Source organism: Flavobacterium limnophilum (genome assembly GCF_027111315.2).
GTDB lineage: Bacteria > Bacteroidota > Bacteroidia > Flavobacteriales > Flavobacteriaceae > Flavobacterium > Flavobacterium limnophilum.
On sequence record NZ_CP114289.2, the window covers coordinates 1,387,364 to 1,401,667 of the forward strand.

16 protein-coding genes are annotated in these 14,304 nt (G+C 40.7%); 7 read left to right on the forward strand and 9 right to left on the reverse strand.

Annotation, left to right across the window (positions count from 1 at the left end; genetic code table 11):
• The first annotated feature begins 3 nt into the window (after window positions 1-3).
• The 3 genes from OZP13_RS05700 (at window position 4) to OZP13_RS05710 (ending at window position 1,264) form a co-directional block, all read left to right on the forward strand.
• A complete protein-coding gene (locus OZP13_RS05700; RefSeq protein WP_269242872.1) occupies window positions 4-312 on the forward strand; it encodes a hypothetical protein in 309 nt (102 codons plus the stop codon).
• A 56-nt stretch (window positions 313-368) separates the two neighbouring features.
• Window positions 369-554 carry a YgaP family membrane protein gene (locus OZP13_RS05705; RefSeq protein ID WP_269242873.1) on the forward strand — a complete coding sequence of 62 codons (186 nt, stop codon included), beginning with the start codon at window positions 369-371 and terminating at the stop codon, window positions 552-554.
• Between the two features lie 137 nt (window positions 555-691).
• On the forward strand, window positions 692-1,264 hold the full coding sequence (locus OZP13_RS05710) for a DNA polymerase ligase N-terminal domain-containing protein (RefSeq protein ID WP_281298953.1): 573 nt from the start codon (window positions 692-694) through the stop codon (window positions 1,262-1,264).
• A 3-nt stretch (window positions 1,265-1,267) separates the two neighbouring features.
• On the opposite strand, the gene OZP13_RS05715 is transcribed toward OZP13_RS05710, so the two are convergent.
• The 9 genes from OZP13_RS05715 to OZP13_RS05755 form a co-directional block, all read right to left on the reverse strand.
• On the reverse strand, window positions 1,268-2,050 hold the full coding sequence (locus OZP13_RS05715) for an RMD1 family protein (protein ID WP_281298954.1): 783 nt from the start codon (window positions 2,048-2,050) through the stop codon (window positions 1,268-1,270).
• 309 nt (window positions 2,051-2,359) lie between these two features.
• Window positions 2,360-3,070, reverse strand: a complete 711-nt coding sequence (locus OZP13_RS05720; protein ID WP_281298955.1) for a HoxN/HupN/NixA family nickel/cobalt transporter — start codon at window positions 3,068-3,070, stop codon at window positions 2,360-2,362.
• Window positions 3,071-3,075: 5 nt separating this feature from the next.
• On the reverse strand, window positions 3,076-4,155 hold the full coding sequence (gene hypD / locus OZP13_RS05725; protein ID WP_281298956.1) for a hydrogenase formation protein HypD: 1,080 nt from the start codon (window positions 4,153-4,155) through the stop codon (window positions 3,076-3,078).
• Between the two features lie 285 nt (window positions 4,156-4,440).
• Entirely contained in the window at window positions 4,441-5,067 is a 627-nt protein-coding gene (locus tag OZP13_RS05730) for an FKBP-type peptidyl-prolyl cis-trans isomerase (RefSeq protein ID WP_281298957.1), read from the reverse strand.
• A gap of 11 nt (window positions 5,068-5,078) precedes the next feature.
• The gene (hypF, locus tag OZP13_RS05735) at window positions 5,079-7,361 is read right to left on the reverse strand and encodes a carbamoyltransferase HypF (RefSeq protein WP_281298958.1); all 2,283 of its coding nucleotides are present in this window, start codon (window positions 7,359-7,361) and stop codon (window positions 5,079-5,081) included.
• Window positions 7,351-7,881 (reverse strand): hydrogenase maturation protease, encoded by a 531-nt coding sequence (locus OZP13_RS05740; protein WP_281298959.1) that lies wholly within the window; start codon window positions 7,879-7,881, stop codon window positions 7,351-7,353. The genes hypF and OZP13_RS05740 overlap by 11 nt, the downstream gene beginning before the upstream one ends.
• A gap of 53 nt (window positions 7,882-7,934) precedes the next feature.
• Window positions 7,935-8,651, reverse strand: a complete 717-nt coding sequence (gene cybH, locus OZP13_RS05745) for a Ni/Fe-hydrogenase, b-type cytochrome subunit (RefSeq protein WP_281298960.1) — start codon at window positions 8,649-8,651, stop codon at window positions 7,935-7,937.
• Between the two features lie 24 nt (window positions 8,652-8,675).
• The gene (locus OZP13_RS05750; RefSeq protein ID WP_281298961.1) at window positions 8,676-10,412 is read right to left on the reverse strand and encodes a nickel-dependent hydrogenase large subunit; all 1,737 of its coding nucleotides are present in this window, start codon (window positions 10,410-10,412) and stop codon (window positions 8,676-8,678) included.
• A gap of 20 nt (window positions 10,413-10,432) precedes the next feature.
• Complete coding sequence (locus OZP13_RS05755) at window positions 10,433-11,554, reverse strand: hydrogenase small subunit (protein ID WP_281298962.1); 1,122 nt, start codon at window positions 11,552-11,554, stop codon at window positions 10,433-10,435.
• Window positions 11,555-11,718: 164 nt separating this feature from the next.
• On the opposite strand from OZP13_RS05755, the gene hypA reads away from it, so the two are divergent.
• The 4 genes from hypA (at window position 11,719) to hypE (ending at window position 14,254) form a co-directional block, all read left to right on the forward strand.
• Complete coding sequence (hypA, locus tag OZP13_RS05760; RefSeq protein WP_269242897.1) at window positions 11,719-12,066, forward strand: hydrogenase maturation nickel metallochaperone HypA; 348 nt, start codon at window positions 11,719-11,721, stop codon at window positions 12,064-12,066.
• A gap of 5 nt (window positions 12,067-12,071) precedes the next feature.
• Window positions 12,072-12,902 (forward strand): hydrogenase nickel incorporation protein HypB, encoded by an 831-nt coding sequence (gene hypB / locus OZP13_RS05765; protein ID WP_281298963.1) that lies wholly within the window; start codon window positions 12,072-12,074, stop codon window positions 12,900-12,902.
• Window positions 12,903-12,906: 4 nt separating this feature from the next.
• Window positions 12,907-13,143: a HypC/HybG/HupF family hydrogenase formation chaperone gene (locus tag OZP13_RS05770; protein WP_281298964.1), complete on the forward strand. Its 237-nt coding sequence runs from the start codon at window positions 12,907-12,909 to the stop codon at window positions 13,141-13,143.
• 91 nt (window positions 13,144-13,234) lie between these two features.
• Window positions 13,235-14,254, forward strand: a complete 1,020-nt coding sequence (gene hypE, locus OZP13_RS05775) for a hydrogenase expression/formation protein HypE (RefSeq protein ID WP_269242900.1) — start codon at window positions 13,235-13,237, stop codon at window positions 14,252-14,254.
• Window positions 14,255-14,304 lie beyond the last annotated feature (50 nt).

Consider the following 14,304-nt stretch of genomic DNA (forward strand, 5'->3'; position numbering starts at 1 on the left):
ATTATGAAATTACTATTAATAACCGCAGTCCGAGAATTTGAAAAAGACATCAAACAACTGCTTAAAAAGGCTCAAGTCAAATCCTTTTCATATAAAGACGTAAAAGGTTTTAAAGACAATTCCGAAGACGATTTGGAAGCCAATTGGTTTGCTACGAATATGCAAGAAACAGAATCAGTTTTGTTCTATGCTTTTGTCAAAGAAGAAAAAGTTGATGGTCTTTTTGATATGGTGAAAGAATTTAATATCGAACAAGTTTCCAAATCAAATATACATTTAGCAGTGCTGAACATCGAAAGATGTAGTAACTAAAACAATTATTAATCAAAAAAAGAGGACGAGATTGCTTCGTACCTCGCAATGACATTATGAAAAACAGAATCGTAAGAGCTGTAGCAGGAACGTTTATCCTCATCAGCTTGTTATTGGCTATTTATGTCAACCAAAACTGGTTGTGGTTTACCGCTTTTGTGGGAGCCAATTTGTTGCAATCTTCCATCACCAAATGGTGTTTGATGGAAGATATTTTGACCAAATTAGGAGTGAAAGATTAATTGAGTTCAAACTAATTTTCTGAGAGAGGATGTTTTTAAACGACATCCTCTTTTTTGTTTTAAAAAAAGGGATTCTTACATCAAATTAATTAATAAATCGTAACTTTAATACAATCTAATTGTAATCCTCATTTCCAATGGATTTAAGTAAATACCATCAAAAAAGAGATTTTAATACGACCACCGAACCCAAAGGTGAAATTAATAAATCGAAAAAAGAGTTGATTTTTGTAGTCCAAAAACACGCCGCTTCCCAATTGCATTATGATTTTCGACTGGAAATGGATGGTGTATTGAAAAGTTGGGCCATTCCGAAAGGACCTTCGATGAATCCAGAGGAAAAGCGACTGGCCATCATGGTCGAAGATCATCCTTATACTTACAAGGATTTTGAAGGAACAATTCCCGAGGGAAATTATGGCGCGGGAAACGTCATGGTTTGGGACAACGGAACTTATACTTTGGCTGACCAAGAGAAAACAGAATCCGTCGAAGCCCAATTCAAATCGGGTTTGCAAAATGGGCATCTGAGTTTTATTCTTGACGGGAAGAAATTGAAAGGTGAATTTGCGTTGGTAAAATTAAAAATCAAGCAGAAAGACGCTTGGCTTTTGATTAAAAAAGAGGATGAACATGCCAGTGAAACCGATGTTTTACTAAAAAATAAATCCGTGATTTCAGGCTTGACCTTGGAAGCAATGGCAAAATGATTTCTAATGAAAAAATATCGCAATTATTATCTCCAAGGCAATCAATATGATAACTATCCATTCCAGTCGGGCGCTTTCTCGAACATTTAATACATCTGTAAAAAGGGTCAGGTTGTTTTCGACAATTTGGAGGCGATAATCCAGATCCTTGAAACGGGGATTGATGTCAAAATTGGTCTTTAGGTTGCGATTCAACAGGTTGAGTTCTTCGTTGTCCCAAACCAAATTGGGGTCGTCCAAAATGTATAAATTGTCCACAATACTGTTTTTGACGTTCAAAACCTTGCCAATGTACTTAAGCAAATTGGTTTTGGAAATACTCAATTTTCCTTGGTTTTCCAGTTCCATTATATAGTGTTTGGAAGAAGAAATGAGTTCATCCGTCAAGACTTCGTAATGTTCCAGCGCGACGGATTGGCCTATGTTTAACATCACGATTCGCAACAGCGAAGCGTCAATTTGGGGAACGGAGACTAAATCATTTTTGACCAAGGCCTTGTTCAGTCTTTCGTCGGTGACAATACGATATTCCTCTGATAAATCAATGTTCACCAATGTGGTGGCGTAATTTTTCATGAATTGAATGCATTCGCTTTTGGCAACGGCATCATAATTGGCAAAAACCACCACGCCATAATCAAAAACATACAAATAGCGGTTGGTTTCCGTCAGGGCATAAAACACTTCGGAAGTGGAGCCCGAAAAGGCTTCGGCACGAAATTCGGCACGGAATTTCTTGATGTTGAAGGATTCTGCAATTTGGGCAGCTTCGATTAAAATTTCCATAACAAACTGTTTGATACAAATTTACTGAAAATTTCAATTTGTCAAATCGCAGGGCATTCGCTTTTAAAAAAGAAAAATAAAGTTAGCCACGAATTACACTAATTGCCACTAATTTTTATCAAAATTTAAAATTGAATTGCACGAATTTTATCTATTTTTAAGAATTTGTGCAATTAAAAACTAATTGTAATTCGTGTTATTAGTGTAATTGCTTCGCCTATTCGCCCCGACAATTATCGGGACTCGGGTCGTGGCGGAAACTTTTAAAAGCGAATGCCTTGGTCAAATCGTTAAGCTTGTAAACTTTCTTCAAAAAAGATTTTCATAAATCACGTGACTGCCGTAAAACACGCAGAGTAGGGAGGAAATTACAATTAAACTTATTTGCAGTTTATCGGATTTTAAAATGGATTTACTGAAGGGAATACTAAACAATCCCGAAGCCGTAAACATTCCCAAAATGGAACCCATTCCGAAAATCAATATGTACAATAATCCCTCGGTTGCCGTTTTCATTTGTGTCAAAACCAAAGCCACCAGGGCGCCGCTTCCAGCCAAACCGTGTACCAAACCCACTCCAAAAGCCGCATTGAAACTATTTAAACCTTTGGAATGATCGTGATTGGAAGTCGTCGTGAAATGAGAATGAGAATAGGTATGTGAATGTAAATAACTAACCGAATTCGTGTCGGAAAGGGGATGACGATGCGTATAAGTGTGGGTGTGGGTGTTTTTCTTGAATAACTTCGACAAACGATAAATTCCCAATGAAACTAGCATCAATCCAACCGTGGCTTCGAGATAACTGAAAATGTTTTCGCTTACGGCCACTTTAAAACCAATCATCAAAATGCCCACCAGAAAGATTGTGGTAGTATGACCAATTCCCCAATAGATACCGTCTTTTACTGCCTGGTTCATCTTGCTTCTGTTGCTCACCAAAGTATTGACCGCCAACAAATGATCGGCTTCAAAGGCATGTTCGAGACCAGCATAAGCAGTGATGAATATTCCAAGCATAATTTCTAAATTGAGTAATGATAATAGGCCGCACAAGCTCCTTCCGAAGAAACCATCGGTGCTCCAAGCGGATTGGATGGCCTGCATTTTTTATTGAATTCCGGACATTCGTGCGGTTTTTTGATTCCTTTCAGAATTTCGCCCGCAATACAGTTTTCGTCTTTCTTGCTGTCGATGACTTCAATGGAAAACTTTCGGTTGGCATCGTATTTCTTGTATTTTTCGGTCATTACAAAACCACTTTCGGGTATTTTTCCAATGCCGCGCCATTCTTGTTCCCCAATTTCGAACACGTCAAAAATCACTTCCTTGGCACGAACATTCCCTTCGGGTTTTACCATTCGTTTGTATTGATTGTCCACGAAATATTCTCCGTTTTCTAACTGTAATACTGCGTGATAAATCCCTTGTACCAAATCAGCAGGCTCAAAACCCGTGACTACCAGCGGAATTTTATATTTTTCGGCAATGGGATGGTATTCGTCCAATCCCATAATCGTGCAAACGTGACCGGCCGCAAGAAAAGCATCGATGGTACAAAATTCATCCGACAAAATGGCTTCCATGGCTGGCGGAACCAAAACGTGGGAAACCAAGATGGAATAATTATCCAGTCCCAATTTAGCAGCGTGAACCACGGAAAGGGCATTGCTTGGAGCGGTAGTTTCGAAACCGACGGCAAAGAAAACCACTTCCTTGTCCGGATTTGCCGCTGCAATGTTGACTGCTTCGAGTGGGGAATACAAAATTCTCAAATCGCCACCATCGGCTCTGGCTTGCAATAGACTTTTCGTAGAACCCGGAACCCGAATCATGTCGCCAAAAGAGCAAACGATGACACCTTGTTTCAAGAGTTCAATGGCTTTGTCAATCAATGAAATGGGGGTAACGCAAACCGGGCAACCCGGACCGTGAATCATTCGGACTTCTTTGGGAAGCAAATCCAGCAGGCCGTTTTTGACCAAAGAATGGGTTTGTCCTCCGCAAATTTCCATAATGTTCCAAGGTTTCGTGACTATTTTGTTTATCTCCGATAAATAGTGTTTTACGAGTTCTGGATTTCGGTATTCGGTTAGGTATTTCATTGGATTTAATTTTTTGCCACAGATTTCACAGATTCACACAGATTTTTTTACCACAAATTACACAAATTTTCACAAATTCAAATAGCTTCACACGCTATGTTCACTATTACAAAGTGAAACTTCTTTCTCAAAATTAACACAATCTATAAATCTCTATGTGGTTAAAAATTATTTTTTTTGCCACAGATTTACTTCGTCTGTTCGCTATCGCTCGGGTCACTAATTCAAGTTGACTTTATTTTTTGAAAAATTTGTGGAAATTTGTGTAATTTGTGGTGAAAAACATTAAACTATTTCCAACAATTCGATGATAAAAATCAAGGTGGAATTCGGTTGAATCATGGGTTGTGCGCCAAATTCTTTATAAGCCAAATAATGAGGAATGTATAATTTCCAGCGGGAACCCACCGGCATCAAGAGCAAGGCTTCTTGCCAAGCCAAAATGGTTTGCGCCACGTTCATGTCGATGGCGCCGCTTTCCATTGTGGAATCAAAAACGTCGCCGTTCAATAAAGTACCTTCGTAAATGACTCTCACGACATCGTTGATGGTGGGAATTTCTCCCGTTCCCTGCACCAGGATTTCGAATTGCAAACCGCTTTCGAGCGTAATTACGCCTTCTTTTTGGGCGTTTTTCTCCAAGAATTGCCTGCCCAATTCGGCATTTCTTTCCTTCAAGTCTTCCTGAAGCAGAGTCACGTAGTTTTGGAAAATGGCAATGGCCTGTTTTTGGGTAATTTTTGGGTAAGAATCATTGAAAACCGACTTCATTCCTTCCAGATAATCATCGTATTTTATTTCGTCGAAACCAATGTCCTTGAGGCTTTGTGCCATAATCACTCCGGCAGAATAGGATATTTTGTCCGATTCGTCCGTTTTTCCTATGGTTCCCAACAGTTCGTTTATGTTCATGTTTTCTAAATTTAATTTTTAATATTGAGGTAATAATTCAATTGGCCGAAAGATATGTTTTCGTCGTTTGGGGAAAAGTTTTCGTGCAAATGAACTTCAAAATTTGTGGATAAAAATTTCAGTATCAAATCCACCAACAAAGCATTCTGGAACACGCCACCGCTGAATGCCAATGCATGGATTTTATTGTTCAAAGCGATTTTTTCGATGCACTTAATCAGGGTATAATGGAAATTCAGCGCAATTTTTCCGGGTTGGATTCCTTTTTGTCGAGAGGCAATTATTTTGTCCAAAAGCAGTTTTGTTGGAATGATGTTGTTGCTTAATTTTTCGTTTTCCAGATAATCGACAAAATGATTTTTGTGACTCGAATACCATTTTTGGGCGATTTTTTCCAAATACATTGCCGCTTCCCCTTCAAAATAAATCGGTTTGGTAAATCCCAATACGAAACCCACCGCATCAAAAAATCTCCCCATTGAGGAGGTTTCGAAGCTTGGTTTTTTTAAGGCTTTCGAATAAATATTCCATTCGTTGACATTGAAATATTCCTTGAAAACTAAATTGCCTCCGCTGATGGACAAAGCCGAAATTTTGGGGTTTTTGGACATTTTGTCGCCCAAAATCCAAGGGTAATAGTCCAAATGGCCGATTCTGGCCATTTTATTGTCCTGGTATTCGAAAAACTCTCCGCCCCAGATTTTGTCTTCTTCTCCAAAGCCAATGCCATCCCAGATAATTCCGAGTATCCTGTCTTTGGATTTCCACAAATTTTTCTCTCCCAGAATGGCCGAAAAATGCGCTTTGTGATGCTGGATTTTTTGAAAAAGAACCGGGTTTTCGGGATGGACGAAACTTTCGGCGAATCTCGAACTCACGTATTTTGGATGTGCATCAAACAAGATCACATCGGGTTCAAAATTGAATATTCGAGTGTAATTTTCTATAGTTTTTTCAAATCGGAGATAGGTGTCGTAATTTTCCAAATCGCCAATGTATTCGCTCACATAGCAATTGTTGTTGGGCAAAATGGCAATCGTGTTTTTCAAATCGCTGCCATGGCAAAGAATTTTTTCCCTGCTTTCCGGTTTTTCAAAATCCAGTACATTGGGTGCAAATCCACGAGAACGTCTGAGTATTATTTTTTGGGCAAATTCTTCTGTAAATTTTACCACGGAATCATCTTGGGGATGAAGAACGGTCAAGGAATTATGGAGAAAATAATCGGCTATTTTACTTAATTTTTTGATGGATTCCTTTTCAGAACAGCATATTGGCGAACCGTGAAAATTTCCGCTGGTGGCAATGATTGGCTTGTTGAAATTTTCCATCAGCAGTTTTAAAGTGCCCGAGTTGGGAAGCATCGCTCCAATGGTTTCCAGGTTTGGAGCAATTTGCTCAACGGCCAAATCCAACGCATTTTTTATGGACAGAATCACGATTGGTCCTTCTGTTGAACTTAAAGTAGTCACTTCTAAGTCATTTAAATTTAAATAGTTGCTAATTGTTTTGGCATCCTTGAATAAAACGGCAAATGGTTTTGTGGGTCTTCTTTTTCGAACCCTTAATTCTTTTACGGTTTCTTCGTTTGTTGCGTCGCAAATCAATAAATAACCTGCCGTATTTTTGAGTGCAATAATTTTTCCCTGAGCCAATTCGGCTGCAATAATCTTGAAAATTTCGGTATTTGATTCCGACACCACTTCACCCAAATTGGTGGTCAATTTTAGCGTGATACCACAATTGGGACAAGAATTCGTTTGGGAATGAAATCGAATGTCGTCGCTATTTTTGTATTCCTGCGAACAACTTTCACACATCATAAACTCGTCAATGCTCGTGTTTTCTCTTTCAAAAGGAAATTTATGGGTTATTGCATATCTTGGCCCACAAGAGGTACAGGTCGTGAAAGGATAATAATACCTGCGATTTTCGGGATCCAACATTTCCTTGGCACAGCTTTCACAAATGGCAAAATCAGGAGTCAGGGGAATATCGATAACCAAGTTGGGAGCAGTTGGTTTAATAGAAAAGTCCCCAACTATTTCTGTCGAAGAAATGCTGTTTTTTTGGGAAGAAGTAATTTGGGCACTTCCGGGTTTGTATTTCACTATTTGGTCATAAAAATCGTCCAGAATGTGCTCCTCTGCCGCGGCATTGATAAATACGCCCTTTGCATTATTGGTCACAAATCCTTTGATGTCGTTTTTTTTTGCCAAATTGTATATAAACGGCCTGAAGCCCACACCTTGAACCCGTCCAGAAATCGTTATTTCATAAATTTTAGTGCTCAATGAAACTGTTATTTTTAATTGTTAATTCTTCTATTAGTTGCAATATTTTGCTTTTTACAATTGCCAACGACGCCAGTACTTTTGGAGACAATTCGGTGACCATTGGATCCATTTTATCGATGGAAACGGTGTAGAGATAGATATCCGGCATTCGATCGAACATCGTGAGAATCTCGACCATGTCTTTTAATCCAAAGTTGTGTCCGCTCAAGGATAACGGGAAGTCATTCGAGAATTTGGGTTTCAAAAGCGAGACCGTTCCTGTTTCTTTTCCGTCCATCGTGGCGTCAATAATTATGGCGACAGGATGACTTTCGAGATAGGGAATGAGCAAGAACCCCCCCGTTCCACCATCCATAAAGGTGATGTTTTTCGGGAACTCGGTTTCGTCGACGGTATTGACAAAATGAACGCCAACGCCTTCGTCTCCCATCAAATAATTGCCGATTCCAAGAACCAGAATGTCGTTTCCATTATTGTGGAATTCGTCGGGAACATGCGGAAATAATTCTTCTTTCATCATCGTGTTTTTAGAGTAAAAAAATTCCCTGATGGTTTTCAGGGAATTTTTAATTAAATTTCCTTTTCCAGTTCTTTTTCTTTTCGAGTTCTTTCGGTTCGTACAAATTTATAGCCACTTACCATTGCGGAGGATTCGCCGCGCCCTTCCAACCAATCATGGAAAAGTACTAGATAGACGTGTACTATGGCAAACAAAATGAATCCCCACATTGTCAAATGATGCAAAACACGGGTGTTTATGTCTCCACCCAAAAATTCAGGAACCCAGGCAAACATTTTTGGAAAGAACCAAGTCGCATTGGCGGCATACAACCCAAAACCCGTGAAAATCATCACTATTGCCAAAAGAAACATGACGAGATACGATATTGCGGCAATGTTGTTGTGTCCAGTATGAATGTTTCTTTCATTAAAATTAGTTTCGTTTTGAAGAAAGATGTCAATTTTTATGGAATGCCAAATGCCTACAAATCCTTTTTTGTCAAACGGAAAAAAGACTTTCCAACTGGCGAATTTATTTCCCTTGAACGCCCAATAAACCCTCAAAATCAAAACGGCCACCATCACGTAAGCACTCATGAAATGAATCTTGCGGATGTATCCAAACCAAAACTGTTCTGAAGCTTCTTTTGCAGAAATTATTGCTGGCGGATGCGCTATCAAAAGGCCGGTAATGATCAATGCCGTTATGGCTACTGCATTGGCCCAATGAAATATTCGAACCGGCAATTGCCATACATAGGCTCTTTTATAATCTTGTGTTGCCATAATTAATTTGCTTTAAAGATTAGGTTACACATTGCAAACCGAGATGTCATTCACTTCGTTGATGATGTTCCCCTTCTCGTCATACAAATGTACGGCGCAAGCAATACAAGGGTCGAAAGAGTGAATCGTCCTGATGATTTCCAGTGGCAATTCGGGGTTGGCAACAGGGGTGTTTATCAAGGCACTTTCATACGGAGACCGTTGTCCTTTTGGATCTCTGGGCGAAGCATTCCATGTTGAGGGAACCACTTGCTGGTAATTGTCGGTTTTGCCGTCTTTTATCACGATCCAATGACTTAATCCTCCACGAGGTGCTTCCACTAAACCAACACCTTTGGCTTCGGCAGGCCAAGTAGATTCTTCCCATTTTTCCATATTGGACATTCTTTCGTCACCGTTTTTGATGTTGTTGATGAGGGCATCAAAGAATTCCAGGTTCCAGCCTGCCACCAATTGGGTTTCCAATGCTCTTGCGGCCGTTCTTCCCAAAGTGGAGAAAAGCGCGCCAGCAGGAACCTGCAATTTTGAAAGTGTGGCATCGACTATTTCCTTGTATTCCGGTCTTCCCGAAGCATAACCAATTAATGTTCGTGCCAAAGGTCCTACTTCCATGGCTTGGCCTTTCCATCTTGGTGTTTTGATGTAACTGTATTTTTTGTCCACGTCAAGATGCGTATAAGGCGGTTTTGGTCCCGTGTAATTGATTTTGGTTTCGCCAACCCAAGGGTGTTTGCCTTCATTGCCGTCTCCCGAATAGTCGTACCAAGAACTGTTTACGTATTCTTCGACGGTTTTCAAGTCCCTCAAATCCAAATCATGCACTTTGGACAAATTCTTGTTCAAAATTACGCCCGACGGGAATTTGAAAGTATCTCGATTGGTATTGTTATAGCCTTGCATTGGAAAATCCCCAAAACTCATGAAGTTGTGGAAACTGCCAATGGCGCCCCAATCTTTGTAGAATCCCGCGATGGCCAACACGTCTGGAACGTAAACTTGTTCCACAAACTGTTTGCCTTCAATCAACAACTTTTGGACCATTGCCAATCTTTCGGCGTTCAGTCCGCTGGCATCATCGAGATTGATGGCACAGGCCATTCCGCCCACCAAGAAATTGGGATGCGGATTTTTACCGCCAAAAATGGCGTGTACTTTTACAATTTCTTTCTGCCATTCCAAGGCTTCCAAATAATGCGCCGTGGCCATTAGATTGGCTTCCGGCGGCAATTTCATCGCTGGGTGACCCCAATAGCCATTGGCAAATATGCCCAACTGTCCGCTGGCGACAAATTTTTTGAGTCTTTTTTGCAAGTCCGAAAAATAGCCCGGTGAACTTTTGGGCCAATTGGATATGCTTTGCGCCAATTGAGAAGTTTTTACGGGATCGGCACTCAATCCACTCACGACATCGACCCAGTCAAAGGCATGCAGGTGGTAAAAATGTACTACGTGGTCGTGAATGTATAACGAGCCCAACATGATGTTTCGCACTATTTCGGCATTTGGCGGTACTTTTATGTCCAATGCATCTTCCACGGCTCGAACCGATGCCGTGGCGTGAACTGCCGTACAAACGCCGCAAGTTCTTTGAACAAAAGCCCAAACGTCCTTGGGATTTCTTCCTTTGACAATATTTTCTAGACCTCTTACCATGGTAGAGGACAAAAAAGCTTCCTGGATTGTTCCATCGGAAATCTCCACTTCGGCTCTTAAATGTCCTTCTATTCTTGTAATGGGGTCAACTACGATTCTTTCTGCCATCTTGTATTATTTTTGGTTGGTTAGTCTTTAATTTTTGATTCCACTTTTTCTCCTTCGGTGATTCTTCGCTCCAATTCTTTTCTTTTGGAAAAGTTGGAAAGCGTTCCATGTGCCAAAACGCCTGCTGCCACAACTCCAAGAGCCACTTTTCCTAGTGTGTCGGCATCGCTTTCGATTCCGCCGCCTATTGCAAGGTCACGAGAATAGAAACTGCCGGCATCCCAGAATCCTTTGGCACTGCAACCCAGGCAACCATGTCCAGATTGAATAGGGTAACTAACGCCTCCGTTCCATTTGATGTTCCCGCAAGCATTGTAGGTAGTTGGTCCTTTGCAACCCACTTTATACAAACAATATCCTTTTTTGGCATTCTCGTCATCAAAGTTTTCTACAAATAAACCAGCATCAAAATAAGGTCTTCGGTAGCAGCTGTCGTGCACTCTTTTGGAGTAGAATGCTTTTGGTCTTCCTGCATCGTCCAGTTCCGGAAGTCTTTCGAAAGCCACGACATGGACGATAATTCCCGCCATAACTTCGCCAATGGGAGGACAGCCGGGAACATTTATAATGGGTTTATCGGTAATTATTTGGTCGATGGACACGGCACCCGTTGGGTTGGGTTTGGCTGCTTGCACGCAACCTGAAGTGGCACAGCTTCCCCAAGCGATTATGGCTTTGGCTCCAGCCGCAGATTCCTTCAATATATCGATTGCGCTTCTTCCGCCAATGCAACAATAATTTCCGTCATCGCCCATTGGCACGGAACCTTCCACACAAAGGATGTACTCGCCTTTGTATTTGTCCATAGTGGCTTTTTTGGCTGCTTCGGCTTGATGTCCGGAAGCTGCCATTAGGGTCAACGTATAATCAAGAGAAATTTTGTCCAAAATAATATCGGCGACAATGGGGTGATCAGAACGGATGAACGATTCACTACAACAGGTGCATTCCTGGAAATGCTCCCAAATAACCGGTAATCTTGGTTTTGTTTTTAAAGAAGCCGCTATTTGTCCCAATGCGGAAGATTCCACTCCCATATAGGCTCCAATAAAAGCAACAAACTTTAGAAAATCTCTTCGGTCATAGCCTTGTCTTATGACACTGTCGTAATACGTTTCATTCGTTTTGATTTCTTGTCCCATAATTATTTTGTTGAAAAAATTAATACTCTATCGTAGAAATTAAAAAACCTACTAAATTTATTGCTATATTCACAATTTACATATGATATTTGTCATATTATTTTAAATATTTTAATAGTTTATTTGTTAATTACACAATTGGGTTACAAATTCAAGTCCGATATATGCACGAGCTTTCCATTGCCAGTTCGATAGTTAAAACCGCCGAAAAGGAGGTACGGGACAATGATGGAGAAAAAGTGCTGGAAATTCATTTGGAAATCGGCAAACTTTCGGGCGTAGAGTTGCAATCGTTACTTTTTATCTGGGAGTTGTGCACCAACGAAACAGTGCTGCAACATTCCAAATTAACCATTACAGAACCCGAAGGAATTGGCCAATGTGCAGAGTGCAAAACGGAATTCAAATTGGAAAAAATTTATGATTCTTGTCCAAAGTGCCACAGTCCATTCAAAAATATCCTTTCGGGCAAAGAATTGAAAATAAAGAAATTAATTATTAACCAACAATAACTATCATGTGTGTAACTTGTGGATGCAGTTCCGATGAAAATGAAGTTAAAATCATAAAAGTGGACGGCACTTCCGTCCAACATTCCCATTCGCACGATCATGGATATGGATCTCACGTGCACAGTCACAGCCACGACCACGATCATGATCACGAACATCATCACCACGACCACAGTCACGACCATATCAAGGAAATTGATTTGGAAAGGGCTATTTTGCATCAAAATGATTTATTGGCAGAGCGAAACAAAGGGTATTTTGAAGCCAAGAACATCTTTGCCATCAATTTGGTCAGTTCGCCCGGTTCCGGGAAAACGTCGTTATTGGAGCGAACCATTGCCGACTTGAAAAACGACATTTCTTTTGCCGTGATTGAAGGCGACCAGCAAACCACGAATGATGCCGACAGGATTGCCGCCCTCGAAATTCCGGTAATCCAAATCAATACCGGCAAAGGTTGCCATTTGGACAGCGAGATGATTTCGAAAGCGGTAAAGGAACTTTCCCCGAAGGACAATTCTTTGTTGATGATCGAAAATGTGGGGAATTTGGTTTGCCCTTCGATGTTTGATTTGGGCGAAAACATAAGGGTTGTCATTATTTCCGTTACCGAAGGCGAGGATAAACCCATCAAATATCCCGACATGTTTTATGGTTCGCAAGTTTGCGTCATCAACAAAATAGATTTGTTGCCTTATCTTAAATTTGATATGGCCAAATTGAAGGATTATGCGAAGAAAGTCAATCCGAATCTCGTCTTTTTTGAAGTTTCCGCCTACACGGAAGAAGGAATGGCATCTTGGTACCAGTTTTTAAAACAATCTCTAAATCAATAAAACGATGTGTTTAGCCATTCCCGGAAAATTGGAGAAAATTACAGCCGAATTGGATGAAACCTTCCGAATAGGCAGCGTATCATTTGATGGAGTCATCAAGGAAGTTAATCTGGCCTTGGTTCCAGAAGCCCAAATAGGCGATTATTTGTTGGTGCATGTCGGTGCCGCCATTGCCATCATCAACGAGGACGAGGCCAAAGCCACGATGACCGTATTGAAGCAAATGGGGGAAGGGATTTGATTTCAGGTTTCAGACAACAGATTGCCTATTTTTTGGAAGTACTATTCCGAGAATTGTTGCGTTCCCTAATTCATTATAAAATTTATAATTAATGCCAAATCAAGAAGATCCTACCGAAAAAATAAACCTGCATCACGGCAGCGGTGGGGAACATACCACCAAGCTTTTGAATGAAGTCATCTTTAAATACTTGGGCAATCCGATTCTCGACGTGAGGCACGATGGCGCTTTTTTGGATATTCAAGGGAAATTGGCTTTTTCTACCGACAGTTACGTGATAAGTCCCATTTTTTTCAAGGGAGGAAATATTGGCGAATTGGCCGTAAACGGAACCGTGAACGATTTGTCGATGTGTGGCGCGATGCCCAAATACCTTTCCTTGGCCTTTATCATCGAAGAAGGATTTGGATTGGACGAGTTTACCCAAATCATTAAATCCATTAGAGCAACAGCCGACAAAGCGGGCGTTTTCATTGTGACAGGCGATACCAAAGTGGTCGAAAAAGGAAAAGGCGACCAGATTTACATCAATACTTCGGGAGTGGGTGTTTTGCACGAAAAGGCGAACATCAAGATTAGCCGAATTCAAGTTGGAGATTCCATCATTATCAATATGCCGATAGCTTCCCACGGAATGGCGATCATGTCGGAAAGGGAAGGGCTGCAATTTGAAAGCGAAATCCTCAGCGACACCAACAATCTCAACTTTATGGTGGAAAAATTATTGGACAAATGCGGTGAGGACATTCATTTTTTGAGGGATGCCACGCGTGGTGGATTGGCTTCGGTTTTACACGAAATCACCACTGAAAGCACTCTTGGAATGCTGCTGGAGGACGAGAAAATCTTGGTGGACACCCAAGTGCAAAGTGCTTGTGAAATACTTGGTTTGGATCCTTTATACGTGGCCAACGAAGGCGTTTTTGCCTGTATTGTTTCCCCATCCGTCGAGAATGAAATAATGGAAATCTTGAAATTTTTGGGGCAAAATCCGTCCCTAATTGGTAAAATAACAAACGACACCAATGCCAAAATTATCCTGGAAAGTGCTTTTGGCGGCAAAAGGGTTGTAAGTCCCTTGATAGGGGAACAACTGCCGAGGATTTGTTAAAACAAGTTCATTTTATTCTCCATTAAATACTTTCAAACCCAATCGAAACT

Bases quoted from the DNA above. Each gene is read 5' to 3' on its own strand.
- hypB (WP_281298963.1), top strand. From the start codon at position 12,072: ATGTGTGTAACTTGTGGATGCAGTTCCGATGAAAATGAAGTTAAAATC.
- OZP13_RS05705 (WP_269242873.1), top strand. From the start codon at position 369: ATGAAAAACAGAATCGTAAGAGCTGTAGCAGGAACGTTTATCCTCATC.
- hypA (WP_269242897.1), top strand. From the start codon at position 11,719: ATGCACGAGCTTTCCATTGCCAGTTCGATAGTTAAAACCGCCGAAAAG.
- OZP13_RS05730 (WP_281298957.1), bottom strand. From the start codon at position 5,067: ATGAACATAAACGAACTGTTGGGAACCATAGGAAAAACGGACGAATCG.
- OZP13_RS05700 (WP_269242872.1), top strand. From the start codon at position 4: ATGAAATTACTATTAATAACCGCAGTCCGAGAATTTGAAAAAGACATC.
- OZP13_RS05720 (WP_281298955.1), bottom strand. From the start codon at position 3,070: ATGCTTGGAATATTCATCACTGCTTATGCTGGTCTCGAACATGCCTTT.
- OZP13_RS05715 (WP_281298954.1), bottom strand. From the start codon at position 2,050: ATGGAAATTTTAATCGAAGCTGCCCAAATTGCAGAATCCTTCAACATC.
- hypD (WP_281298956.1), bottom strand. From the start codon at position 4,155: ATGAAATACCTAACCGAATACCGAAATCCAGAACTCGTAAAACACTAT.
- OZP13_RS05740 (WP_281298959.1), bottom strand. From the start codon at position 7,881: ATGAAAGAAGAATTATTTCCGCATGTTCCCGACGAATTCCACAATAAT.
- cybH (WP_281298960.1), bottom strand. From the start codon at position 8,651: ATGGCAACACAAGATTATAAAAGAGCCTATGTATGGCAATTGCCGGTT.
- hypE (WP_269242900.1), top strand. From the start codon at position 13,235: ATGCCAAATCAAGAAGATCCTACCGAAAAAATAAACCTGCATCACGGC.
- OZP13_RS05710 (WP_281298953.1), top strand. From the start codon at position 692: ATGGATTTAAGTAAATACCATCAAAAAAGAGATTTTAATACGACCACC.
- OZP13_RS05750 (WP_281298961.1), bottom strand. From the start codon at position 10,412: ATGGCAGAAAGAATCGTAGTTGACCCCATTACAAGAATAGAAGGACAT.
- OZP13_RS05755 (WP_281298962.1), bottom strand. From the start codon at position 11,554: ATGGGACAAGAAATCAAAACGAATGAAACGTATTACGACAGTGTCATA.
- OZP13_RS05770 (WP_281298964.1), top strand. From the start codon at position 12,907: ATGTGTTTAGCCATTCCCGGAAAATTGGAGAAAATTACAGCCGAATTG.